The organism is Bdellovibrio sp. SBM16 (genome assembly GCF_056175625.1).
The window spans coordinates 107047-133086 of the sequence record NZ_JBJKJG010000008.1 but is presented as its reverse complement, the minus strand read 5'-3'; the positions used below and the strand labels follow the sequence as shown (position 1 = coordinate 133086).

The window sequence follows — 26040 nt, the reverse complement described above, 5'->3', positions numbered from 1 at the left end:
GGACCTCAGGTTTTCACTCTGAGACAAACACCCCCTAAATATTATTAAATTACTGTGTGTTTTTTTCCGAAAACAAAGAGTTATTTTTTTAACTTTTCGCCACTGGAGCAGATCAGATGAAGCCACTACTTGGTAAGTTATTTCCTGTCTTATTATTTGCAACAACCCTTGTCTTAACCGGCTGTTTTGAAAAGAAAAAAGAAGAAGCCACCACACAACCAAGTACCGATGCTGGCGGATCAGCACCACCATCGAATATTTACGACTACGTAACCTTAGCTTACCCGACGGTGAGCGGCACCTACAAGACCGGCGAAGCCTGGGCTGGGGCTACGCCTGTTACCAACATTACGGGAGCTTCCCTAACTAACTTCAAAGTCACACCGTCTCTTCCCTACGGTTTATCCCTGAATGCCGCAACAGGCGAGATTTCCGGAACAGCGACCACCAACTATAGCGTCTACGGCAACTGGAAAAATCAAAACTACACGTTCACAGCCGATAAACCAAATAACGAAGGTGTCGTGACTGCTGTCGTCAATTTTGGTTTTAGCAGTCAGGCCGGCACTCCTGTTGATAATTCCTTCGAGTACTCAGATATGCGACTTGGCCCGTCTAAAAACCTTGTCTTAATTGTGGGTCAACCGATGACGACCTTAACGATGAGCTACGAAGGGCCACAAGATATCACATTTTTTAGTTGTTCGAACTGCGGCAACTCCCCGAGCATTCAGGAGATCGGTCTAGACTTTGATTTTTTTACCGGAACACTTTCCGGGACACCCACTGTAGCCAGAGGACCGACGACTTACTATTTTTCGGCTGGTTCAGAATTAAACGCCGAACTCACAATTGAAGTTATTGAAGGCGCGCCAACGAACTTAACCTATGCAAACGAAAATGCGACCTATCCGGTTGGCTATGCAATCACAACGAATACTCCGACGGCTTCAGGCGGTAATGTTTCAAGTTACAGTGTTTCCCCGGCTTTACCGGCGGGCTTAAGTTTAAATACCACAACCGGTGAGATCACCGGCACCCCGACGACAATTCAGTCTTCGGCTAACTACACAATCACCGCTAGCAACATTGTCGGCAGCACAACCAAACAGATCTCGATCGCCGTTGCTAACTCGCCGCCGGCAAGTTTAAGTTATGTGTATTTAACTACTCGCTATACCGTTGGCGCATCGATCACGGCAAACACCCCGATTGTAACCGGCGGTGGCCAGGTCACGAGCTATTCGGTAACCCCCGCACTCCCTGCAGGATTATCTTTAGATACGACAACCGGTCATATCACCGGTAGGCCAACGACGATGACAGCAGCAGCTTCATACACAGTTACAGCCTCGAATACTGCGGGCAGCGCCAACCGCGTAATTTCCATTAACGTGGTTAATCCGGGCTCACATGTGCTTTATGCGACTACTGGCTCGTATATCAGAGCCTATTCAGTAGATGTCGTCACCGGTGAGCCCATTTTTCTCGGTAAAGAAATCAGTTCTGATGTTAATAGCCGGCTCTTATTTCACCCGTCGGCTGACTGCGCTTTTGGCTATTCAGGCAGTAACGTAAAATCTTTTTCAATCAACAAATCTGCACACGGAGAATTAACCCAAGTAAGTTCTGTCGGCGGACTTTCTGGCGTGGTTAATATGGTTATCTCATCAGACGGAAAATTCTTATTTGCCCTGAACAACCAAGACCCATTAAATCAGTTTGTCATGAAGTACGAAGTAAATCCGGGTAACTGCTCACTTTCAAATGCATCCTCATCTTCAGTATTTTACCACACAGAGCATGTTGTGCGCGATATCGCCACATCAGGCAACAACATATACATCCTCTACAAAGATGCAAAAATCCGTCATAGTCAGTTTGACTCCAATCACGGAGGCTTAACATTCCAGGCAGATTACTCAATGAGCCTGCACAGTAACCCTCCGCAGGTAGGATTAGCTTTAGGTAACGGATTATTCTTGGCGATGCATCCGGCCGGAACGCACTTATACGCCACAGATGATTTAAAATCGATTCAGAGATTTACCTTAAATATTTCAGGTGAATTACAGTCTGAAGATCCTTATGTTGATTCCGGCACATTCCTGACAGCACAGCCGGCCATTGACCCGGTCAATAATCTTTATGTAACCGGTTATATTAATGGCTCGACTCACGGTGGTTTAAAAAAGATAAAACTTCTCAGCAACGGTACCTTTGACCAAATTGCAGCCCGCGAATACAATGATGTAGCCACTGGCTTTCGCAGCATCTCTACAGTTGGGGTGCATGCCAGTGATTCGGGTAGCTATATCTATTCAACATATACACCGGCCAACCAACCTACAACGGCAGTGCGCTTAAAGGTAGAGTCAAATGGCGCAATAACACCTGTCGGACTGGGCTTGGTCGGAAATATCAGCGGCTACTAAAATTCAGCTTAAAAATTTATTTAATCTAAGGGAAGGTTCGCCTTCCCTTTTTTATTTTCATGTGCTGTGATCAAGTCATGCAACAAAAGTTTCGCCAACGTTTACATGAAATTATTTTTGAAGCCGACACACCTGAGGGAAAAGCTTTCGATGTGTCACTGATCTGGATTATTGTCTGCAGCGTGATTCTGGTAAGCTTAGATAGCGTTGAATCCATCAATGCCGCCTTTGGTAAAGAACTGTATTTGGCCGAATGGTTTTTTACCATTATCTTCTCGATAGAATACTTTTTACGTATGTACGTAGTAAATAAGCCGGCAAAATACGTCTTTAGTTTTTTCGGTGTCATTGATTTACTATCAATCTTACCGACGTACTTAAGTTTATTTTTTCCCGGTGCCCAGATGCTGCAGGCGATACGTATTTTCAGACTTTTACGTGTGTTTCGTATTTTTAAACTGGGCCTATACTTGGGCGAAGCCGATATGCTGGCCACAGCTTTACGCTCGAGCCGCCATAAAATCACGGTGTTTTTAACATTTATTTTGGCTACAGTGGTGACCGTCGGAAGTTTAATGTATGTGATCGAAGGCCCGGAAAATGGTTTTACCAGTATTCCGGTTTCGATCTATTGGGCTATTGTTACGATGACAACGGTTGGCTACGGCGATATTGCCCCGCGTACCCCCCTGGGGCAGATTTTAGCCTCGGCAATTATGATTGCCGGCTATGCGATTATTGCGATTCCGACGGGTATCGTAACCACTGAAATCGCCCGCGCTTCAGCTCATCAAAAAATTTCGACACAAGCTTGCCCGCAGTGCCTGCTGCAAGATCATGATGTCGATGCAAAGTTTTGCAAAGCCTGCGGACACCGTCTATAAAATTATTTGGTAAAAACGGGAACATCATCAAACAATAATCCAACAGTCAGATAACTACCCGATAGATCCAGCTCTTTCACTGTACTGGTGATGTTTGACTCTTTTAAACCTAAAACTTTGTTGTGTTCGTATCCACCCTCAATTACAAAATAAAACTTTTTGTAACCAACAGCAAACGATAAACCGGCCAAAGCCATCGGCGAAGAATAGCCTTTTTTATCTAACGAGCCCTCTAGGCCTGCGCTTTTTAATTTGAGCTCGGTACTTGTCAGGCCAGCTCCAATCACCACATCAAACTTGAACACATCCCGATTGACCAGCGGAGCCCGCAGCACCCCGGCAAAAACCTGCTGGTTCAGTTCGGTGTAATAGTCTGTAGTATCGTTTGCCGTAGCCTCTTCTTCTCTGGTCGGGCGATGCGTGTAGCGAAATCCTGCTTGCGCAAATTTAAGTAGCGGCAAAGTGATCTCAAGACCCAACTGGTTATGCATATCCAGCTTAGCCATCCCCGTTGTATCCAAAGCATCGTTAGCCTGTTTGGGACTAATCTGCGTCGACCCCAAAAACAAGCGCCCCTGCCCCCGGTCTGCGGCAAAAACAAAAGTACAAGTTAAGGTGGTCACCACAGCAGCTAAGATTGATTTGTGCAACAGCATAATTTTCCCCTATTTGATGTATGTTAGAGAATGACTATTTCCCTCTCAAGTCCTGATTCTCAGGCAGGTTTAGCCCAGCCCGAACTGGACTGTCGGTAAGACCATAGACCTGTTCATTGCCACAGTGCTCAATATCAAAGTGAGACTGGCCGATAAGTCTACGTATGTCATCGAAGACTTATAAGGCTGAAGAATTAGCTGAGCTATCTGATTCGGATATTTTAAAACTGCGTTTTAAAAATATCGCGCTCAATATTTCTGAAACCGAAATTCAAAATTATATCAATCAACTCTATGCTGAGCTTGAGGCAAAAGGTCTGACCTTTCGCCCGCAGATATTTTTCGGTGATGAATGGTTTTCGCCCGAAGGTATGAATGCGATCGCCGTTCCCTTTTACCTGGCTAATACCCGCCTTAAACAGTTGGAAAAATCACAGATGTTAGAGGTTGAAGGAGGAGATCCGGACTATTTCATGAAGCTGTTACGCCATGAAGCCGGACATTGTTTTGATCATTGTTATAAATTCTCGAAACGAAAAAAATGGAGCCAGGTGTTTGGCTCACCCGATAAAGACTACGCGCCTGAAACCTACCGCCCGCAGCCATTTTCTAAAGGCTATGTTAAACATCTGCAACGCTGGTATGCCCAGGCCCACCCGGATGAAGATTTTGCCGAAACTTTTGCGGTATGGTTATCGCCAAATATCGACTGGAAAAAAGAATACAGCAAATGGCCCGGGGCCTTGAAAAAATTAAATTACATGGAAACTCTTGCCAAAGAGAGTGTTAAACTTAAAAACACGGCTGAAAAAGGCCGTGTACCAAGTAATGTAGCCAACCTGACTTCAACTTTAGAAAAATATTATCAAAAACGCCGCAGAGAAAATGCTGATGAATATCCGGATTTTTACGACACCGACCTTAAAAAAATATTTAATGGAGACGCAGCGTTAAAATCAGAGTTTTCGGCGCGCAGGTTCATGAAGCGCCATAAGAAAGCTATTGTCGCCACGGTCGCTTGGGCGACGCATGAGCGCAAATTTACCATCGACGCACTAGTTAAACGTTTAACTGATCGCTGCGCACAACTGCATTTAAGGCTGGGAAAAAATGAAATCCAGACTACCATGGAAGTAGCAAGCTTTCTTACGAGTCTGGTTAAGAATTATTTATTCACTGGAAAGTTTAAAAGAGAGGCGTAACATATGAAATCACTTAAGATCGTACTTTTATTTGATTTATCATTAAAGCTGGCTCCCGAACAGTACTCTGATTACTGGAACACGCCCGATTGGAAAACTGAGAAAGACGTAAAAAACACCTTGATCAGACTTGGCCACAACGTGATCCCGTTTGGCATCCACGACGACATCGAACCTTTCTTAAAAATCGTGCGCGAACAAAAACCTGATTTAGTTTTTAATATGTCTGAAGCCTTCAGCGGCAAACGTGATTTTGAACCGAATCTAACTGCACTGATGCAGTTAATGGGCGTCCCTTTTACCGGTGCCGGTCCGATGAGTTTACAGTTATGTAAAGATAAGGGTTTAACCAAAGCTATCTTAGATTATCATAAAATCAATATCCCAAAGTTTGTGGTGGCTAAAAAAGGCCGCGCCATACAGTCGTTAAAAAACTTTCCCTTCCCGGCTTTTATCAAGCCGCTTGACCTGGAATCTTCAGAAGGTATTTCACAAAGTTCGTTTGTTAAAGACGAAAAAGAAGCCCTTGCGCGTGTTAAGTTTATTCACAACTCACTGGATGCTGATGCGATCATCGAAGAATTTATCGATGGCCGCGAAGTTTATGTTTCAATTCTCGGCAACGAAAATCTAAAGGTGTTTCCGCCACGTGAATTATTCTTCAAAGCCAAAGGCGAAGATGAACCGAAATTTGCCACCTACAAATCAAAATGGGATCAGTCGTACCGTAAAAAATGGGGTATCGATTCTGACTGGGCCAAGTCTTTTCCTGAACCTGTGCAGAAAAAACTTAACGACGTCTGTAAAAAGATCTACCGCCTGCTGGGTATTCAGGGTTTTGGCCGTATTGATTTACGCATCCGGGGTGATGAGATTTATTTTATCGAAGCTAATCCAAATCCATCAATCGCCAAAAAAGAAGATTACGCCTTATCGGCTAAAAAATCCGGCGTGGAGTACGACGAACTAATCGCAAAAATTGTTTCCTTGTCTTTAAGTGCTTAACTTGCTTAAGTTAAGTTTAAATGGAAAAAACTTGTGAAGTTACCATCACTGATCTGACAATAGGTACCGGCGCTGCCGCCGCCAAAGGTGCGTTAATTACCTATAACTACACCGGCACCCTGGAAGACGGTTCTAAATTTGATTCATCATATGACCACGGTCGCCCGCTTGAAATCGTCCTCAGCTCAAAAAAACTGATTCAGGGATTTTACCTCGGCATGCTCGGCATGAAAGTCGGCGGACGCCGCCGCATTTTTGTGCCTGCGCATTTGGGGTATGGCGACCAGGTAAAACCGCGTATCCCCGCTAATTCTAACCTGATCTTTGAAGTTGAGCTGCTTGAAGCCTTAAACCGCGAATAGAGAATTTTTTTATGCAAGCACATCCCAACATGAGCACATCGAGCTTTGGCAGTCTTCCGAGCGATTTTAAAAAACTGATTACCGCCCGATTTTTCTTTACCTTCGCCGTTCAAATGCAGGCCGTTGTTCTCGGCTGGCGAATTTACGATTTATTAAAAGACCCGTTATCATTAGGCTTAATCGGCTTAACTGAAGCCGTGCCGGCGATCGGCCTTGCTCTTTACGCCGGTTATTTAGTTGACCGTATGCGCCCGCTAAAAGTTTACCGCAGTGTTATTATGGTAAGCTTTATCTCAGGAGTTGTTGTTCTGATCGAACATATCTTTGCCGCAAAACTTTCAATTTTTGAACAGGCCGGCATGCTTTACTTCGCTGCTTTTCTTACCGGCCTTGCGCGGGCGTTTTCCCAACCTGCCATTTTTGCCACCGTTCCCCGTCTGGTTGAACGCGCGCAGCTGATGCAGGCCACCGCGACCAGCACCTCAGCCATGCAAATTGCGCGAATCGCAGGCCCTGCGGCCGGGGGCTTTATCTTCGGATTCTTCGGAGCTATTGTTTCCTCAAGTTTAGTATGCTTATTACTGGTGATCGCCGGCGCGGCGATGCTGCTGATAAAAAAAGACGTGGCCCCGCCAGATTCAAGACCACACCACGCCAACATCAAAGACGAATTATTATCCGGCACCAGATTTGTGTTAAAACACCCGATTTTATTTCCGGCGCTTTCGTTAGATATGGTGTCGGTATTGTTTGGCGGCGTAACGGCCCTGCTTCCAATTTTTGCCAATGAAATATTAATGGTCGGCCCAAAAGGATTAGGTGCGCTGCGCGCAGCCCCGGCGGTAGGTGCTACCATCATGAGTCTTTATTTGGCGCGAAAACCGCTGCGCGGGCATTCCGGCACCTGGTTATTTACCGCTGTCACGGGTTTTGGTTTGTGTATTTTATTTTTTGCCATGAGTACAACCTTCTGGATTTCACTGGCAGCGCTGGCACTCAGCGGAGGCTTTGACAGCATCAGCATGATGATACGCTCAACTGCGGTGCAGCTTTCGTCCCCTGATCATATGCGCGGAAAAATATCAGCGGTAAATTCTATTTTTATCGGCTCATCAAACGAACTGGGCGAGGTTGAATCAGGTATTGCAGCAAAACTGTTGGGCACAGTGCCTTCAGTGTATTTCGGGGCCGCGATGTGTTTACTCACCGTAGCCCTGATTGCATACTGGTCGCCGACGTTACGTAAGATGGAACTCGATAAACTCACGCCGGCTTAAGGTTTATTCACGCAGCGCTTTTTGAGTTTTTGCGTTTAACTCATCCATCGCTGTAGCGATTTTTGTTTTCATGTTCTTCCAGGTGCTCTCGGTTGATTTATCAAGGGCATCTAAGTCAGATTTAATTTTCATTTTGGTTTTTTCTAAGTCTGCAATGGTTGTCTGTTTGACCTTTGAACCTTTCACTTTGGCTTTTTCTTTCAACGCCATAATTTCTGATTCCGCACCTTCAAGCTTCATTGCCATTTCCTGCTTAAACATCATCAGATCCTGCTTCATGGTTGTTTCTTTAATCATGGTTGCTGAGGCCGGCGTAGTTGATGAACCGTAGCTGCCGCCTTCGGCAAAAGCCGCCGTTGCTGCAAACAGGCAGGTTAATACAGATAGTTTAGTGATTGTTTTCATAGTCTTCTCCTTTGTTTTCTACAAAGACTTGCACCTTTGCAAAAAACAGACTGGGACGATTTACCCCAACCAAAGAAGGCTGTACGAACTAGAGCGGGTGTAACTTATAGATGGCTGTCCCAAAAATCCATTTCTGGTTTTCTGTCGCAACCACCGTAGATACGACGATTTCGTTATGATTATTAATATCAACATTGCCGCCAAATCCCGGAAAGCCGTCTCGGCGCAAGATTGCTCCCATTCCCTGGTCGGTTAAAATGGCATCGCCTTCACCTAACAGACGCTTTACCTGCGGCGAAAGCGAAAAAGGATTGGCTAGGTAAATTCCGCGTAAGCCCTTTTTATCCTTCGCACGAAAGACGACAAAACCATGATCGTTAATCTGCGGCGAAAACACTTCAAGCTGTGAAATATCGTTTTCACCTTCACGCACGACCGGAAAATGAATTCCATCCTTTACGGCAACAATCATTCGGGTACGATCTTTTAGCTGAGCGGTAAATACCACAAAGCCGGTATCAGCAATTGCCGGACTATTATCAAACGATTTATACGGCGAAAGTGCATCGCTATCAGAATCGTGGGCCACGACTGTTTTCTGGTAAGACTTTTCGCCTAGGGCTGTAAAATGCGGGGTTAACAGAATGATCTGGTCTTTGGCGTCTTCGGCGTAATTATGTTTCTCGCCTAAGCGGGCTTTAAATACCCACTGTGAACGCTCGTTAACCTGTGGCCCGAATAAATATGAATACCCTTCGTCTTCAGTTGCCACCTGAAAAATTTCATCACCACGTGACTCGATAAAACTTCTGTTGTTTTCGGGATCGGTTGAGCGAAAAACATACGACCCGCCGATCGCCTGCGGGTAATTTACCGCTCTCGTGTTCTTGGTCGCCAACACATTTTGGGTACTCTGCGTGCTGGCCGCAAATACAAACAAACCATCACTCGATAGTTCATCATACTGACTAAACAACACATCTCCACGCTCTAGCATTTTCGAATCACTGAGCATTTTCTCTGGCGGGGAAAAATAGACAACACGACCATCCATTTCTTTACGTTTCTTTAGCCAGATGGCTGACTGCTGACTGTGATCGCCAGCTTGACTCATTCCTGCGGAGGCAACCGTAAACGCCACTTCACCGGCATCGTTGATACTTGGCGAAGCGCTATTGACCATCGCGTACTGAGGCAGGTTATAGGTGCTTCCGCCGTTGGTACGTGCAAGTAACTCTGTTTTGTAGTCGGGTAAAGACGTAGTTAAAGCTGTCGCTGATAGAATCGCTAAGATCATAAAAATTATTTCCTTACGTTTAAGAATATTCTTACGCCGATTCACAAATCAACACTGCAGAACAGTTTAAAGCTCTTGCTGCGCATCGCGCCATTGTCTCCGCATGTAAAATACTGAATACTGGCTAACATGAAAAAAACTATTTTATTTATTGCTGCCACCTCAGTTTTTGCCTGCCAGAGCGAATCGAAAAAAATAACCCTGCCGGATGCGCCTCAGGCTAAGCTTACGACAGCACCGGTTCAGCTTGATGCAATTGAGGGATTTAACTTTAAATGGGGCGGTTTTTCCGGTTTAACGTTTATCAAAAAAGAAAAAAACGGCGATTTACTCTTCTGGACACTGACAGATCGCGGCCCCAACGGCCCTGAATTTAAACGCGACAAAAAAGTGATGCGCGGATTTTTTAGTCGGAATTTTACCCCAAGCTTTATTCAATTAAAATATAGCGCAAAAGAAAACAAAGTATCTATTGTTAAAACCATAGCTTTTACCAACTCAGACGGAAAACCGATGCAGGGCCTGCCGCCCAAAGAAGCCACCGCCAAAGTTGAACACGCAACTGATCTGATTGGCACAAGCCTTGAGACCGACAACCATGGTGTTGATTCAGAATCGATGGCCATTGACAGTAAAAATCACTTCTGGGTCGGCGAAGAATATTACCCCTCACTGTTGGAATTTGACACAAAAGGAAAGTTATTAAGCCGAATTTTTCCAGCCGTGAAAGCCGGAGCCCCGCTCAAGAAGAACGAAATTCCCAACGCGTATTCACACCGTGGCTTTAATCGCGGCTTTGAAGCCATTGGATACAGTCATGGCAAAATATTTTTTATGGCTCAAAGCCCGCTAAAAGTGCCCAATGCCCATAAAGACAAAGAGTTTTCGGTGGTTCGTATCGGCGTATTTAACACCAGCAGCAGAATGTATGAAGCTGAATACCTCTACCCTCTTACCCACCGCAAAGTCGATAAAATCGGTGATCTGACCATGATTAATGAAAATGAGTTTTACGTGATCGAACAAAATGGTGACGTCGGGCCGAACAGCGTGCATTTAATTTATAAAGTCGATTTAAAGGCTGCGACCAATCTGGTAAAATCACCACTTGAACGTGATCCAGAAACTTATAGCGCAAAAGAGTTATTAGCTAAAGTCACGCCTGCCGCAAAATCCTTGGCGGTAAATCTAGTGCAATCCGGGTACAGTGAATTCGAAAAAATCGAAGGTTTAACAATTATTGACAACAGCACTCTGGCTGTAATCAATGACAACGATTTCGGCGTTGATAACAACAAAATTATCGACCGTAAAACAGTACTGGGCCTGATTACCCAGTAATCACAGGGCATACTCAACCATCAGCGGAATATGATCGGATAATTTCTTCCACGGGTTTCCGATCATTGGCTTACAGTTTATGATATTCATGTTTTTGGAATACACCCGGTCCAGTGTCAGCACCGGAAAAAAACTTGGAAATGACCTGGCGGGCTTGGTGTGAAGTTTAGTATGCGCCTCTTCCAGACCTAACTGCTCGATGAACATCTGATTTAGCTCTCCCGTCCAATCGTTAAAATCACCGGCCATAATGAAGCGCTCTTCCTCTTTTACATCCGCTTTAATCTGGGAAACGATTTTATTAAACTGCTGGCGACGGCCCCGGCTGGTCAGATCCAAATGTACATTATAGAGGTGAATCTGCTGTTTAAGATCCGGAATTTCAATCTCGCAGTGAAGAAGGCCACGCTGCTCAAATCGGTTAGTCGTCATGACGGTATGTTTCTCCTGAATGATCGGAAAGCGGCTTAATGTGGCGTTACCGTAGTGAAACTGGGAAAAGATCGCATTTTTTGCATACGAGTAATGTGACCATAACTGGTCGGCCAGAAACTCGAACTGTCCTTCAGTTGGCCAGTTGTTTTCTTCGCTCTTCGCATGTTCACCAACCACTTCCTGCAGCAGAACGACATCAGCTGCCGTGGTACTCAACGCCTCTTTGATTTTACGTAAGACGTACTTGACCCCGCCGGTCGTAAAGCCTTTATGAATGTTATATGTCATCACTTTTAATTTCATAGCCAATACCTAAACCAATAAATAATGTTTGCGATTGCCCGCAAAAAAATATTTGCATGGGCTTTATCGTTCAGACGAATTAACCTGGACTGGGCAATATCCCTGTCCCACTGCTGCTCAAGATCTTTCAGCCATTCGGGGCGATTAATTACGACTTCAACTTCGAGGTCATGGATTAAACTCCGGTGATTGAAATTGTACGACCCGACTGTTCCCCAGTGATCGACGATCATCGATTTGGCATGCAGGATACGTCCCTGGTATTCATAGATCTTAACTCCGGCTTTCAGCAAACGATCGTACAACAACCACGCCGTCCACTTCATAAAAGGCATATCACTGATGGCCGGCAAACATAGAGCAACATCAACGCCTCTCCATGCCGCACGCACCAATGCCTTGATGGTTTTTCGGTTCGGTAAAAAGTAGGCTGTCGTAATCCAAATCCGGGTCTTCGCTTCATTAAATGACTGGATCAGTTTTCTGATTCGCGCCAGACGGTGCTTACGCCGCGCACTCAAACGTAAAGCATCATACTGAAAGCGCCACGAATAGGTCAGCCCGTCGGGCCTCGCGCGCTCCCAGGCAAACTGGCTGGAATTAACAAGAAACCGCACCGGTGGCCCCTGAACAGCAACACCGGTATCGCGCCAGGCCCTGTGATTTGAAATGGTCTCACTGTGCACTTTATTAACGTTTTGGCTGCCGACAAAAGCCAGTTTTTGATCAATTAAAAAAATCTTCCGGTGATCGCGGTTATTAATTTTACGAAACATGACAAAGAATAGCCGGATATTTTTCCAGGTTAAGGCTTGCAACGAAAAGCGACGTAAAAAATTTAACCTAATCGGCAGCGGATGATAGATTTTGAATTTGATATCATTGGCGCGGCAGTATGCATCAATATCCGCCAAAAAACTGATTGAGCCGATGCCATCAACCAATAAAAAAACCTTAACCCCGCGCCGGCGGGCTTCTGTCAGGCTGTGCAGGATTTTTTTTCCCAGCTCGTCAAAGTTGAACATATACATCTCAACTCTCACCTCATGCACGGCCTGATGGATACTCTCCAGCACTGAAGAGAAATATCCATCCCCGGAAAAATAAAATTTTACCTCGCTCCAGTTTTGCGCCGTCATTTATCTAAACACTTCGGTTGGCTGAACTACTTGCTGCGGCATAACCAAAGACCCCGCCAGCTAACGCCATGAGCGCATGTAACCAGATTCCGGCACCAAAAAGCGGAACATAACCGAACAGAGTATTGGTTTGTGGAAACAATCCCAGTACGACAAAGACTGCCGTAATCATAAAAACCCAGCGCGAGTAACTCACCGAGCGCTGAACGCTTATCACGGGATCACTGGCTGCGGCAATCCCCCAAAGTCCAAGACCGATCAGTAAGGCTTTATTGACGATGTTAAACGGAAACACCCCCAGAAACAGGCCATAACTGGTTTCGATTTTTAAAATCGGCAAACCAAAGGCGACGCCGGTAAAAGCCGGAATCAGTGATAACGCGCCGATAACCAGCATGATGATACCGCCGACCAGCGCAAAGTTTTTTGCATTCATATAAACCTCCATGTTACCGGTTTAAACGAGCAAAACACGTGCAGACTCTAAGCGATGACCTTATGATACTTTAGGTGCTGCTGGGGTATTTGGCCCAACAGACGTGGCAATATAGTGTGTAGCTTATAACAAACAAATTGCAGATTGCAGTAGACTATTTGGCTTTAAGGCTCAACTTAAATCCGAGTAAGTCAATTAACTTTAAGAACGTATCCAGGCGTGGATTGCCGTTTTCTGAGAGCACACGATACAGGTTTTCGCGATTCAGCTCGGCCTCTTCGGCGAACTTTTTAAAGCCGCGGGCCGAGGCCACCGTTCGCATCGCCAAAAGAATTTCATCGGCATTCTGGCTTTCATCGATCGCATTTTGTAAGTAGACAATCTCCGAATGCGGGTTGCGTTTAAGGTTTTCTTTGATAATCGCCTGTTTGTACATCTGTGCTTTTGACATACTGTTAGTTGTAGCTAACAAGCTACAACGGGGCAAACTGTGTCTCTATGAAACATAGTAACCTAGACTTTAAGCCAACCCCACGGGTTATGCTTTCGCCCAGAGCGAAATTAGACTAAAATCGTAAGTGGGAATGTCTACAAACTCGAGTCATGATCATTTAAATTCGACCCGTTCACGGTTTTATCAAAACCTGTTTATTCCTACGACCAACGGGCAAAAAATTTTCAGCGACTTAAACCAGCTAAAATCCTGTTACGGATATGATATCACGGCCATAGTTACCCTGTTTCAGAAGTATGGCTTAAGCGGACGTGTCGAGCTTGAAAGTAAAGCTGGGCAGATTAATGCTGTCGTCTTTCACGAAGGCGCAATTCAGTTTATCGAATTATCAGACAGCGACACCCGTATCGGTACACTTTTAGTTAATCACCGCCTTATTACCCAACAACAGCTTGAACAGGCGTTAAAAGAACAGACCGGCATTCCAATCGGTGCGTATTTAGTTCAACGCGGAATCATCAACAAAGAACAAATCGGATCAGTGCTGCTGACCCAGTCACGAACCCGTTTATCCAAACTGATCAGCGAAGAACAGTTTTCAATCCGTATCAAAGAATCAGATACCAAGGTCAAATCTTCAGAACTGAATGTCGAACAGTTCAACCTGCTTGTGCACGACTGGATCCTCAGTAAATTTTCTTCAGACTGGTTAAACGCCCATTATCTTGAGTATTACAATTATGTTGTGACCGTGGATTTCAGCATGTTCCGCCCGATCGACGTTCAGAAATACTCGGTACTCAGTTTATTTAATGCTAATTTTCTAGAGATCATTGATACGCAAAAGATCAGTGATTTAGCGTTATTATTTGAAAATAATAAAAATCTTTTTAAAGCGCTGCACTTTCTTATGTTGCTAAAATGGATCAAGATCGAACCATCACGCGAACCGGACAACTTCGAATTAAAAATCAAACATATCTATAAACTGACCATGAACAAAACCGGTATGGATCTGGTTCACCAACTGAGCTTAATCACCAAACAGGATCCAAACAACATCCAGGCGATTTATGAAGAACTGCAGAAATCGTTTTTAGGGCCCGAGACACTTACCAATGAGTTTAAGTTAGATATCGATAAAAAGGTTTTAAACCTGTTAATCAACTTCAGAAATATCAAAAACGCGGCCCCGGCTTCAGAACCTGCTGCCGACAAAAAAGCCGCGGTACCAAAAACTGTAGACGTAAGACCCATCAAGGCTTTACTGCTCACAGAAAAGTACAGCGAAGCTTTAGCCATGGTCAAACGCCACAAAGATGCTATTTCCAGCGTATCCTGCCTGCAGATGTACTCGGCCTGGGCGCACTTAGGCTTATCGTTATTTAAAGGCACCCAGATCTCGATGGGCACTTTAGAAAAAGAATTTTTAAATATTCTGCCTGAGGATATGACCACTGCCGATTATCACTACGTGAATTACTTATTACTAAAAGTAAAAAAACAGGACAGTCAGGCCACCGCCGCATTTAAGCGCGCAACCGATCAGGATCCCCGCATTAAAGATTATCCCCAAAGTAAAGGCCTCTTCGGCTGGTTTTAGAAAGCGACTGAATAGCTGGCCGTATAATCGAAAGACTGATCTTTCAGTTTTTGCAGCTGCGTCTGTTGGTCTCGCAAGTTGTAGTGAAACCCTATACCATAGAGCTTGTTGCCATCGGCATAGTGCAGATCGGTACGGAAATACGCACGCGTTCCCATTTTAGATTGGCTGCCGGAAATATCTGTCGGAAGCAACAACGCATAACCCGCATGCAAGAAACTCACAAAACGGCCGCGGTCATACATATTCAAACTGCCCTGCACACCAAACTCTTTGTTTAAGACAGAGCTCATATTTACAACTGACGAACTGCTCGATGAGTAATCGATTGCGGTATTTTTCTCAATCGCCACACGAAATGCGTAACTGATACGGTCATTGAAGGCGCGGTTTACGGAGCCCGATAGGTTATATAAAAAACCCTGAGGATTTGCCACGGTTATGCTGTTGACATTCGAAACATATTTAATCGATCTGAAGTTGGCCGAAGCCGTCCAGAAATGGAAGTACTTGGTAAACCATCTCCACTTCTCTTCTTTCGGCATCTGCTTCATAATGTAAGTACGAAGTGAGATATCGTACTCAGATAAGATCGAAACATTTTTTGTACGCGTATTACCCTCAAATCGAGAGAAACCGAAAAATGGCGAGATCGAATACATATTATTAATCTTCATGCGCTTATACGGAGGAACGTAATAAACTAAATCCAGCTCTTGATTGCTGTTATCTTTATTAAAATAATCCTGATAAGCAGTCACTAAGCTGTCATTCGGAATTTTAAATGCTTCTTGTTCATAACCAACATTGGTTTCCCAAGAGTAGTTATCCAGTTCAACATCGATAAATTTGATCTGATAATCTTTACGGGCCACGTTTTTCTTAACCGTTGACGGTATAATCAAACGCTTACGGGTCGTTAACTTAATCGATTCAATTTTGTTCAGCTGCACATCAAATAAAATACTTTTGCGTGGCTGGTTTAAAATGACGCGGCCATAAGGGTTAACTTTTTTCTTACTGATCTGAACCACCGGATAACCGGCGTCAGGTGCCGGCTCCGCTACCGGAGTCAGGCTTTTACACATCAGGTACTGGGTAATCTTATTACGGGTTGATAAGCAGACTGTTGTGCCTTCGGCAATCACTGGCTGTGCTGGCGCAGGCTGTGGCGCCGGCACTTCGGCAACACCGCTTACGGCCTCAGCCGGAGCCTCTACTGGAGCTGGCACCGTCATGATGGCTGCGGTCGCACTTGCGGGCATAGGAAAAGTTCGTAATGCATTTAAATCCGCATCTTTGACAACAAAGACTGCTTTTCCCTGTGGATTTTTAACAGTAATATTCCACAGCGTTCCGCCAAGCAGGATTTCCTGTTTTTTAATTAATAACTTTCCATCAACGATTTTTGCAAAATCATCATTCCAATCAATCTTGTGGCCACCGATGCTTAGGATCTTTCCTTCAGTGACATCGTACTCGAAGTACTGGTTTAAAAATACAAACGGAAGCTTTGGCTTATCTGCTAAAGCTAACTGCGGTAACACAAGTGAAAGTAAAACTGCAAAAATTTTCATTGCTGTCAATTCTTTAAAAATTTGAAGTATTTTTGTTCAACGACGTCTAATTCTAATTCTGAACCGTCTTCACCTTTTACACTGCCGGCAACATTTAAAAAACCTTCGCCGAATTCTTTACCCTGTGAATACAGAACATTTTTCTCCGCATTACTGTCTTCATTAAAGTACGGAACGTAAAAAGAGGTAATTTTACAGTTCGGCGTAATAAAACCCTGAACCATATTTACCTGATCAATAAAAATTTTCGGGCATTTAACAAATTCAATTTTTGCAGCTGAAACTGAACTCATAAATTTAATCCATTCACGGATACCTAATGAGTTGATCATTTTCACCTGATCAAGATTGATAACCATGTCACCGGCAGGTTTGAGAGCATGTAGCTCCTGCGGAAAAGTCTCATCAATCTGTCCGTTCAAAGTAAGAACTGTTTTGCCGTTTTCGTTTGCTTGTGAAAATTGTAGTTTTGACATCTTTTATCCCTCGATAATGTGTATAGATTTTTGAATTTGACTAATCTTTTTCTCCGATACCCCGTATGGCAGAATCGCCGTCACCCGCGACATCACATCCGGAATAACTCCCATAATCAGCGAATCCACATACTCATAAATCATCGCCGAACCTAAACCGGCCCCAATCGAATTTTTCGACATTGAATTTCGAAATCCGTCTTTGTGGGCGGCATAAATATTTTCTAACATTTTATAACAATCTAAACTTCCGTAATAGTCTATGACCGAAAGCGCTACCAAACCCTTGTTTTTATTCTTCTCACAAATCAGCAACGACTTGGGCACATTGGTTTTGCCCGAAATTTTCGGGGCATCGATCTGCGCATTCATTACCAGTTCGGCGGCTACCTGGTACAGATACTGGTATTTTGTCATATCAATATCTAAATCCGCCGGCAGAAAAGCATTTTCAATCACTTCACCACGGTCATCAGTCTGTGAAAATGGCTTAATCACAACTTCGGCACCCAGAAGACTCAAATCTTTATTAAAAAAATCTTCAGACTTATAATCTACCGATTTTAAAAAATTAAGTTTGTCTGACAGACACTGGATTGAATTCTGCATGACACTCATGATCTGACGGCCACGGATTAAACTTAAACAATCAACGGCAGTCATGTTATCGGTGACCATATAACGGCTTTGATCGTTTACATCACCTTGTGAAAAGCAAAACTTATCTGCAGATGTAAACACATCGGTGATCTGCTTTTGCGCATCGGTCTGGCTTAACGCGAAGATATTACTCATTGTACATCCACCGCAAAAAACGTGACATCATCAATTAACTCTGTGTTTTCACGGTAAGCCTCAAACTGGGCATGTACATTCGTGATAAAATCAGAAACATTTACACCTTTATTATGATTTTCCAGGACAACTTTAAACATACCACGCTCTTGCAGAGATTCTTCATTCTTATTGCGGATATCCGGAATACCGTCGGTGTACACGAAAATTCGGTCGCCGGCCTCCAGTTGCTCAGAGGCTACAGTAAATTCAGAAGTCATCGACTGACCTAAACGGTTACATTTAGAGTTATCTAAAAAGCGAAGATCCTTTTTCTTTAAATCAGTACGCTTACTTAAAATAAACGGCGCTTCGTGTGAGGCATTCACATAATGAATCACTCTGGTCGGCTTATCAATCACCCCTAAAAAACAGGTCATCATCATTTTACTCTTAGAAACCTGGCAAATAGATTTATTCACTAACTCAATTGCCACTTCCGGTTCCATTTTTAAGTTTTCTGTCATCGCCACCGCCGACTTAATCGCACTGGTGATCAAGGCAGCCGGAGCTCCGTGTCCCGTGGCATCCGCCATCCAGAACCAGATCTTTTGTTCGTTTTCAAAGTAATGCCACCAATCGCCACCGCATTCAGAAGCTGATTGGTATGAACCGTGAATCTCACCATTTTCAAATTTCTGGTGAACCGGTGGAAACAGCGTTTGCTGTACGGCCTGGGCGGTTTTAAGCTCTGCTTCTAAACGAGCTCCCTGGGCGGTGTCCTCTAGAAGCTTTACCATTTCAACGGCCATCTTATTAAAAGTCTCAGATAATAACGAAATTTCGTCATTGCCTTTTACAGGTACATTAATTTTGAAGTTACCACCGATGATCTGCTTAGCAGCTTCAGAAAGCGTAAGAATCTGCTTGGTTACATAGGTCGAAGCAAACTGGCTGACTAAAACGACCCCCGATAAAACCATCAAGAACACGATTAAAGACTTATTGATTAAGTAAGTTAAGACCCCGAAGGCTTCTTTTTTATTGGTTAAAGTCACCAGGTAAAGATCATTTACGCCTAGGCCTGAAGAAGACAATAGCCAGTCTTCCTGCGTTTTAGATTTAATTTCACTGGTACCCATTTTAATCGAATCAAGATGGGTAAACAATTCCGGAAACTCTTCTTTTAAATAGCCGGATTGTAAATTGCCTGTCTGACGCCAGACTTCACCGTTTATGGTCATCAAAAACGAACTGAACGCTTTGTCGGTTTCAAAAAAGCTTTGTAACGCGTCGGATTTAAAAACCGTAACTAAGGCGATTTTTTCCGTTTCGTCATAAACCACATCACTCACATAAACCAGCTCACCGCCTAAGAACATGGATTTGGATTCTGCGAGGGTTCTCGGGATCGATTTTAAAAAACCAACATCGTCGGTTAATTTATACGTAAAATTGGATTTAACGGTAATCTTATCCACCAGCTTGGGTTCGGCTGCACTTGTGATATCGACCAGAAACAGACCTTTAACAAAAGAGTCTTCATCAAGAAAAATACTGTCGCCCGATCTGAAAGCTTTGTTTTTTTGGTATTCGGTTAGATACTTTTTAGAAATCTCAGCAGCTAGTTTTAATTCATTCTTAAACTGATTGGTAATCGTTTCTAAGTAAACGCTGTTAGAATCATAGATGTAGGCAATTTTATCTTTTTCAAAAACGTTAATCGAATAAATCAAGAAAACGCTTGATGACAGAAGACTGGTGATACTTAGCAGTAACATGATTTTTCGTTTAATCGATGAATTCATTACCTTATACGGTACGAGATGCCCGTGCTTTTATCAATATAGACTAGACCGGGCATTATGTTACATTAAGCTGCGTTCAAGACTGAAACGCGGTTACGTCCAGAGCGTTTTGAATTGTAAAGCGCATCATCGGCCGCTTTATACAATAATTTCACCGCCTCCGGTGAAAACTGGTGCTTCGGCGTCCAAGAAGAAACGCCAAGACTTACTGTAAACTTAATCGCAATTTCATTAAACATCACCGTCGAGGCTTCGATTTCTGCTCGGAAGGCCTCTGCGAACATTTGCGCAAACTCCTGGTCTTTATCCGGGATTACAATCGCAAACTCTTCACCACCCACACGGGCAATAGTAGATACGGCGAAGTCAGGATTAACTTTTTGCATCACAGCCGGGATTTTTTCACCTAAGAACATCAACACCGCATCACCACCTGGATGGCCGTAGGTATCATTGATCTTTTTAAAGAAATCCACGTCAAAAAGAACCAGCTGCGCGTTTTGACTGCTTGAACAAACCTCTTCAATCTTATTACGGAAATAAAGGTTGTTTTTAAGCTTAGTTAAACCATCAGTGTATGAAAGTTCTTTTAAAGTTAAGTTATTTAAGATTAAATTCAGCTGCTCACTTAAGATAATCGCTGATTGGTGCGAGAATTTATTCATTTGATCCATAGAATCAAAAATAAAGATCGCATGCATAGTATCATTAGCTAATTTAAACGGAACAATCGACCAATAGTAATTGTTATCACCGTTTTTAACCGCAGATTTCTGCGTCTGATATTTAGAAACAACATTGGCCGTCAAATGATTTTCAATTTCTTTTAAGACTTCTGAAAACCCGGCTTTTTGCTCAACCTGCTCGCCGTGAATAACCGACATAGTCTTATTTACACGCTTTGCCGCTGCAAGAAACTGCGAGAAAGATAACTGGTAATTCATGAATTCGTTCACGATAAGGCTTGGCTCATCCAATAAACGGATCTTCTGAAAAATCTCGACTAACTGGTTCATCTCGTCGATTTTTTTATTACGCGAAGCTAATTCAAAGCGGAACGTTTTAACCAGATCTTCTTCTACTGTTAAATCCTTTAAAGTTAAATGAAACAGATTTTCATACGGCGGCGTTGCTAATTTGCGGATTGCAAACTGCCCTAAGCCACGCAATACTTTTTTAGTTTCAAACTTTAAGATACTTACGCCGCTGAACCCGCAGAACTCTTCGGTACGTGCCAGATCAAAGGCTTTTTCATCAATAGATATAAAAGAATTAAACACCGTGGTTTTCTTGTTTAAAAAGCGGATCTGTGAGGTGCCGGTTAATGCCGAGAATGCCTCGTTACAATAGGCAACGAAACCTTCGTTATCGAAAATACACACCGGATCCTGAATCGAATCGTAGTACTCTGAAAAAAAAGAAAAAACATTATCTTCCACGTTAACCTTTTCGGAGCCTCATATATTGGACTTTAAAAATATTATTAAATCTTTTGGCCTTAAATGGTCCAGTATTGTCGCAAATTGGACCATTGCTGTTTTAAGGTCCTGACTAAACAAGAAAAAATCTAGTCAATACTGGACCAAGGGCTATTATGATTTGGCTGTTTCGTGTCGATAACATATACATGAAATTTCAGAAGTTTAAAAAATTCTTTACTGACGACACCATAACTGTTTACGTTTGCGTGATCGGTTTACTTATCGGTTTTTACGCCCTACACACTGATTTTTCATTCTTCAATATCGGCGGACGTTCAATTGCAGGAAACACCATCGCAACCGTAACCAATGTTGAATCGGATGTTCGTTTGCGCGGCACTAAAAACATTTTCTGGGAGAACGCACGCACTGATGACTCTATCGTCGAAGGCGACAGTTTATTCGTAGGACCTGATTCAATGATCATGATCACATTTGAGGACGGCAAATCGATCACCATCGGCGCCAACTCACTTATTAAGTTCAAATCAGAAAACAACAAGATCAAACTTAATCTTCAATACGGTTCGATCAAATCACAGAACTTACCTACCCAGTTAGTCTTAGATGATTGCGGTAAAGCTGTAGACATCAAAGCCCAGGGTGATGCTGATCTTGAGATCGGTAAATCTTCTGAGTGCGGTAAGATCCAGGTTAAAGCTAAAAAAGGTGAAGTTAAAGTTAACGATAAGGTCGTTGAAAAAACCAAAGAGCTTGTTATCGAACCACCTCCGATTGTAAAACTTATCGAAAAACCGGTCGTCAACGAAGCGATCGTCAAACTTGAATCACTGCCTGCTCCTGAAATTGCCAAGCTTCAGGAAATGAAACCTGAAGAAGTGCAAAAGAAAGTAGAAGCCGAACAAAAGCCGCTTTTACCACCTAAATTATTACGTCAAAAAGCACGTATCTTAATTGATAAAGATAAAGTGCCGGCAGCTTCCTGGCAGTCAGCCGAGCTGGCTAAAGAATATATTCTAGAAACATCGCCGGATCCTGAGTTTAAGAACCCGACGGTTGTGCGCACCCCGGCTTCAATCCACAAAGTTGAATCACTGGGCTCGGACCAGCTTTACTACCGCTTAAAATCGGTAGGTAACAACAAAAAAGAATCAGAATATTCGGAAGTCGGCCAGATCGAGTTTGTCTACCCTTCTATCCGCATCAAAGAGCCGAAAGAAGTTTACGATTACATTGCCAAGAGCTCAAAAGACCTTGGGCAACCAAAAAATTTCAACGTTAAATGGACAGAAGTTCCTGATGCCGATAAATACGTTGTTGAAGTCGATACCAAAGATGGCGATTTCTCGAACGCGAAAAAATATACGACCAGAAAACCGGCCAGCGCGATTAAAATTCCTGGTCAGGGCCAATACCAGTACCGTGTAACAGCTTACAATGCCCAAGACAGGCAAATCAGCTCATCAAGTAATACCGGTGAAATCATCTATAACCGTCTGTTTGATATGAAAACACCGATGATTGAAAAAACGGCCTCGAGCCTGCAGTTTTTCTTTCAAAAAGGTTTAGGTAAATATATCTGGCTAAAATGGGTTGCGCCTGAAAACAAAGTCACGGATAAATTCCGTGTTGAAATCGCGAAAGATCAGGAATTTTCGAAACTATTTAAATCTTATTCAACCTACAAGAACAAACTTTTAGTTCAGGATAACCTACCAGCCGGCCAGTACTACTGGCGTGTACGGGCCGAATCGACTGAAGATAAAGAACAGGTTTCAGACTGGTCAAAACCAGGTTCGATCGAAATCAATACTGGCGCGCAGTAGCTTTTGCGCGCTCTTTCTTTCATTGCGGTAAACCGGGATAATTACGTCTTTCTTTTACAGAAGCGGCCTCTGCGGGCGTGGCTTTACGGTAAGCAAACTGTGATTTTTCGTTGGCAAATCCCAGCGGTGTGAACGGATTTTCTTCGTTTTTGTAATGAACCATACCGGTATAAAAATCAAATCGATTGGCCCCTTTTATAGCACCACCCTTATCACGGATAATAAAGAAACCATCGTGCACTTCACCATTTGGAAGTTTGGTCCCCTTGATCTCATCCACATAAATCACATCACCCGGCTTATGAAAATTTAGATCTGCCGCAACCGTGTAATACGGATCTAAGCAGATATTCTTAACGCCATAACCATATGGGCATTTCTCTTCAACTTCTTTAAAAAGATATACGCCCTGCTTTTCCTGCACGTAATTAATCAACGTTGTATCTTGTCCAACGAGAGCACAGGTCCCTTCGATCACACAGGTTTTGTAATCCGAGGCACAGACCTTTTTAATCACTTTGCCCGTGGTCGAATACAGGGCTTTTTTTGACGAACAATCCTGTTTATTCAGATCAATCGTTTTCACGAAATAGATCGTAGGATTTAGCTTTTTCTGGGCACTGGCCACCCCGGCTACGAAGGTCATCAGGATAAAAGCGAATAATGTTTTTACAGTGTGTGTTTTCATACAAAACCCCTAGGTACAAGAACAGGACCAGACTTATAACTGTTTATATCGCCCGCCAAACTAAAAACTGTAACCAAATCTGTCACTTAGGCCAGAATTGTTTCATTTAGCCAGGCCGAAAAATGGCCGATAAAACACTGTTCACTGAATGTTTTATAAAATCAGTAAAGGGAGACTTTTTAATGAGACTAAGCAAACTCATCTTGAGCCTAACGTTGTTTTTTTCTTTCGCTTGCCAGTCTACTGCGCCAAAAGAAGATAAACGTGAAGTTGCACAATTTAACCAGGAACACGAAGAGCACCAGCACGAGCGTTTATTCGAAAGTATAATGGCTCAGGAGTCTGACTCTGAAAAATCGCGTAACTTTGCGAAGTATCTGGATCGCCAAAGATCTTTTTACTATGTAGCTCAGCAGTTACTGTTTTCTTTTGACGAGAAATTAGATGTTATCTACAACAAAAAAATGAACGGCGAAGAGCTTACGCAAAATGACTTAAACGAGTTTGCTAAAATCCGCTTTCAGAATTTAATCGCATGGGAGTTTTCTGAGCGTAACGCCCATGAAATGTTAGATCTATATCACTTAGCTCTGCGCCATGCGAATGCAGATCAATCACCGCACCAGAAATCAAGCCGCTGGATCGTGGCAAACGTTAAAAAATGGATTGATGAAGGCTGGAAAAAAGGCGACAAATCAGCCATCATTAATCTAGCTAACCAGTTAAATGACGTAAATCTTTTATTTGAATCTGAGCGCGCCAAGGCCACTCCTGAACAGATCTTCAATCAGGCCGGCAAAAAAACCAAAGCTAAATTTAAAGTGCCGTCTTTTGCAGACTACGTCAACCCGTCTGCCGCAATGACTGCTGAAGCTTTCAAGAGATCTAAATGGTTAGTGGCAAATCGTAAAAAAACGCACTTAGATACATTTATCGAAAAAGAATGGTCTGAGTACTTACAGACCCGCGAACAACAGTCTGAACAAGACTTCATGACTGACTTTAACAACTTACGTACGCCGCAAAATTTAGATGAATTATACCCAAGCGCCGATGGCAAAGGTCACGTAACCGGTAACCGTTTCCCGATGGGTAAATGGGCCATGACATTTGATGACGGCCCGGCACCGAAACACACGCAGGGCATGCTTGATGCATTAGTCAACAATAACGTGCATGGCACGTTCTTCTGGCAAACCCAGAATGTGTTAAAGTACCCGTCAATCCCACAGACGAAAAGCCCGTTGTTTTCACGAGCATTACACTCGTATACCCATGCCAACTTACCAAAACAAAGCGCTTCAGGCTTAGATAAAGAAATCAACAGAGCCGTAACCGACTTTGCTAAAGTTGTTGGTGAAAAACCAACGATGTTTCGCTGCCCTTATGGTGCCTGCGGCCCGATGGGTGGCACCATCAGACAAATGATCGCTAAGAACAATATGTTACACATTGCCTGGAACGTAGATACTCTTGACTGGCAAGATAAAAACCCTGAGTCAATCTTTCAGCGTTCTAAAAAACAAATTGATTCATTAGGTCGCGGTATCGTTTTATTCCACGATATCCACCCGCAATCAGTGATCGCGACGGATAAGGTGATCAAGTACTTAAAATCGAAGTACAAGATCGAACCGCTTCATAAATTGATTGAAGAATCTCGCGGTAAGCCATACTATACACCGTAAGATGAAACTTACGGTTGTATACACATTACTTGCGATTTTTTTATTTTCTTTAAACGGCCAGGCCAGAACGTTACAGTCTCTGGCCCAGCTTTCAAATGCCCTGCTCGTTTTGGCCGAGCAAACCACACCGACCGCGGGAAACAAAGCCTGCAAACTCACAGGGGCCCAGATCTCTGAAAAAAGCCAGGCCTTACATATTTTAATTGACGAAAAAACCGCAAAGTTAACTGAAGGTGATTTTAAGATCCTTAACGAACGCGCTGCTACCTGCGATAAGGACTGCACCTGTGACATTTACGCCTACGCCTTAGAAAAGCGCGAACGCCCTAACCAAACGATCGCTGACAAGGCTGCCAAGACAAAACTTGAAGACCGCCAAACCTGCATGCGCCAGATCAAAAACATCTGCACCCAGATCAAAGCGCTAAAATAAAAAAAGCCCTGTGCGACAAACACAGAGCTTTATCAATTATGAATTAAATTAGCTAAAAGGAATATCTCAGGAAACAGTGTCGCTTAAATTAAGC

General features: G+C 43.4%; 24 protein-coding genes. 11 read left to right on the top strand and 13 right to left on the bottom strand.

The window, feature by feature from the left end; genetic code table 11:
• The first annotated feature begins 116 nt into the window (after positions 1-116).
• Positions 117-2435: a putative Ig domain-containing protein gene (locus AC04MM_RS10115; RefSeq protein ID WP_475380234.1), complete on the top strand. Its 2319-nt coding sequence runs from the start codon at positions 117-119 to the stop codon at positions 2433-2435.
• A 77-nt stretch (positions 2436-2512) separates the two neighbouring features.
• A complete protein-coding gene (locus AC04MM_RS10110) occupies positions 2513-3319 on the top strand; it encodes an ion transporter (protein WP_475380233.1) in 807 nt (268 codons plus the stop codon).
• A 2-nt stretch (positions 3320-3321) separates the two neighbouring features.
• On the opposite strand, the gene AC04MM_RS10105 is transcribed toward AC04MM_RS10110, so the two are convergent.
• Positions 3322-3975, bottom strand: coding sequence for a hypothetical protein (locus AC04MM_RS10105; protein ID WP_475380232.1), 654 nt, complete (start codon positions 3973-3975; stop codon positions 3322-3324).
• 164 nt (positions 3976-4139) lie between these two features.
• Between AC04MM_RS10105 and AC04MM_RS10100 the strand changes: the two genes are divergently transcribed.
• The 4 genes from AC04MM_RS10100 to AC04MM_RS10085 are packed head-to-tail and all read left to right on the top strand — an operon-like array spanning position 4140 to position 7821.
• Positions 4140-5177 (top strand): putative zinc-binding metallopeptidase, encoded by a 1038-nt coding sequence (locus AC04MM_RS10100; RefSeq protein ID WP_475380231.1) that lies wholly within the window; start codon positions 4140-4142, stop codon positions 5175-5177.
• 3 nt (positions 5178-5180) lie between these two features.
• On the top strand, positions 5181-6182 hold the full coding sequence (locus AC04MM_RS10095; protein WP_475380230.1) for a D-alanine--D-alanine ligase family protein: 1002 nt from the start codon (positions 5181-5183) through the stop codon (positions 6180-6182).
• A 20-nt stretch (positions 6183-6202) separates the two neighbouring features.
• Positions 6203-6544: an FKBP-type peptidyl-prolyl cis-trans isomerase gene (locus tag AC04MM_RS10090; RefSeq protein WP_475380229.1), complete on the top strand. Its 342-nt coding sequence runs from the start codon at positions 6203-6205 to the stop codon at positions 6542-6544.
• An 11-nt stretch (positions 6545-6555) separates the two neighbouring features.
• Positions 6556-7821, top strand: a complete 1266-nt coding sequence (locus AC04MM_RS10085; protein WP_475380228.1) for an MFS transporter — start codon at positions 6556-6558, stop codon at positions 7819-7821.
• 3 nt (positions 7822-7824) lie between these two features.
• Here AC04MM_RS10085 and AC04MM_RS10080 read toward each other — a convergent pair whose 3' ends face one another.
• Together AC04MM_RS10080 and AC04MM_RS10075 are read right to left on the bottom strand one after the other, a co-directional pair.
• A complete protein-coding gene (locus AC04MM_RS10080; RefSeq protein WP_475380227.1) occupies positions 7825-8226 on the bottom strand; it encodes a hypothetical protein in 402 nt (133 codons plus the stop codon).
• Between the two features lie 88 nt (positions 8227-8314).
• Complete coding sequence (locus AC04MM_RS10075; protein ID WP_475380226.1) at positions 8315-9523, bottom strand: hypothetical protein; 1209 nt, start codon at positions 9521-9523, stop codon at positions 8315-8317.
• A 129-nt stretch (positions 9524-9652) separates the two neighbouring features.
• Between AC04MM_RS10075 and AC04MM_RS10070 the strand changes: the two genes are divergently transcribed.
• Positions 9653-10864, top strand: a complete 1212-nt coding sequence (locus AC04MM_RS10070) for an esterase-like activity of phytase family protein (RefSeq protein ID WP_475380225.1) — start codon at positions 9653-9655, stop codon at positions 10862-10864.
• Here the strand turns inward: AC04MM_RS10070 and AC04MM_RS10065 are convergent, their stop codons facing one another.
• The 4 genes from AC04MM_RS10065 to AC04MM_RS10050 form a co-directional block, all read right to left on the bottom strand.
• Entirely contained in the window at positions 10865-11602 is a 738-nt protein-coding gene (locus AC04MM_RS10065; RefSeq protein ID WP_475380224.1) for an endonuclease/exonuclease/phosphatase family protein, read from the bottom strand.
• Positions 11599-12741 carry a phospholipase D-like domain-containing protein gene (locus AC04MM_RS10060; protein ID WP_475380223.1) on the bottom strand — a complete coding sequence of 381 codons (1143 nt, stop codon included), beginning with the start codon at positions 12739-12741 and terminating at the stop codon, positions 11599-11601. Before AC04MM_RS10060 ends, AC04MM_RS10065 begins: the two co-directional genes overlap by 4 nt.
• Positions 12742-12745: 4 nt before the next feature.
• A complete protein-coding gene (locus AC04MM_RS10055) occupies positions 12746-13177 on the bottom strand; it encodes a DUF4383 domain-containing protein (RefSeq protein ID WP_475380222.1) in 432 nt (143 codons plus the stop codon).
• A gap of 154 nt (positions 13178-13331) precedes the next feature.
• Complete coding sequence (locus AC04MM_RS10050; protein ID WP_475380221.1) at positions 13332-13628, bottom strand: addiction module antidote protein; 297 nt, start codon at positions 13626-13628, stop codon at positions 13332-13334.
• Positions 13629-13761: 133 nt separating this feature from the next.
• Here AC04MM_RS10050 and AC04MM_RS10045 point away from each other — a divergent pair, with 133 nt between their 5' ends.
• Positions 13762-15234, top strand: coding sequence for a hypothetical protein (locus AC04MM_RS10045; RefSeq protein WP_475380220.1), 1473 nt, complete (start codon positions 13762-13764; stop codon positions 15232-15234).
• Here the strand turns inward: AC04MM_RS10045 and AC04MM_RS10040 are convergent.
• From AC04MM_RS10040 to AC04MM_RS10020, 5 genes are all read right to left on the bottom strand, one after another.
• A complete protein-coding gene (locus tag AC04MM_RS10040; RefSeq protein WP_475380219.1) occupies positions 15231-16811 on the bottom strand; it encodes a hypothetical protein in 1581 nt (526 codons plus the stop codon). The two genes, AC04MM_RS10045 and AC04MM_RS10040, sit on opposite strands and share 4 nt — an antisense overlap.
• Before the next feature lie 5 nt (positions 16812-16816).
• On the bottom strand, positions 16817-17287 hold the full coding sequence (locus AC04MM_RS10035) for a hypothetical protein (protein WP_475380218.1): 471 nt from the start codon (positions 17285-17287) through the stop codon (positions 16817-16819).
• 3 nt (positions 17288-17290) lie between these two features.
• Positions 17291-18082: a hypothetical protein gene (locus tag AC04MM_RS10030; protein WP_475380217.1), complete on the bottom strand. Its 792-nt coding sequence runs from the start codon at positions 18080-18082 to the stop codon at positions 17291-17293.
• Positions 18079-19842 carry a SpoIIE family protein phosphatase gene (locus tag AC04MM_RS10025; protein ID WP_475380216.1) on the bottom strand — a complete coding sequence of 588 codons (1764 nt, stop codon included), beginning with the start codon at positions 19840-19842 and terminating at the stop codon, positions 18079-18081. The genes AC04MM_RS10030 and AC04MM_RS10025 overlap by 4 nt, the downstream gene beginning before the upstream one ends.
• A gap of 92 nt (positions 19843-19934) precedes the next feature.
• Positions 19935-21308: a GGDEF domain-containing protein gene (locus AC04MM_RS10020; RefSeq protein ID WP_475380215.1), complete on the bottom strand. Its 1374-nt coding sequence runs from the start codon at positions 21306-21308 to the stop codon at positions 19935-19937.
• Positions 21309-21496: 188 nt separating this feature from the next.
• On the opposite strand from AC04MM_RS10020, the gene AC04MM_RS10015 reads away from it, so the two are divergent.
• The gene (locus AC04MM_RS10015; RefSeq protein WP_475380214.1) at positions 21497-23137 is read left to right on the top strand and encodes a FecR family protein; all 1641 of its coding nucleotides are present in this window, start codon (positions 21497-21499) and stop codon (positions 23135-23137) included.
• Between the two features lie 19 nt (positions 23138-23156).
• On the opposite strand, the gene AC04MM_RS10010 is transcribed toward AC04MM_RS10015, so the two are convergent.
• Positions 23157-23825 (bottom strand): 3D domain-containing protein, encoded by a 669-nt coding sequence (locus tag AC04MM_RS10010; RefSeq protein WP_475380213.1) that lies wholly within the window; start codon positions 23823-23825, stop codon positions 23157-23159.
• 182 nt (positions 23826-24007) lie between these two features.
• Here AC04MM_RS10010 and AC04MM_RS10005 point away from each other — a divergent pair, with 182 nt between their 5' ends.
• On the top strand, positions 24008-25513 hold the full coding sequence (locus tag AC04MM_RS10005; protein ID WP_475380212.1) for a polysaccharide deacetylase family protein: 1506 nt from the start codon (positions 24008-24010) through the stop codon (positions 25511-25513).
• A 1-nt stretch (position 25514) separates the two neighbouring features.
• Positions 25515-25946: a hypothetical protein gene (locus tag AC04MM_RS10000; protein WP_475380211.1), complete on the top strand. Its 432-nt coding sequence runs from the start codon at positions 25515-25517 to the stop codon at positions 25944-25946.
• Positions 25947-26040 lie beyond the last annotated feature (94 nt).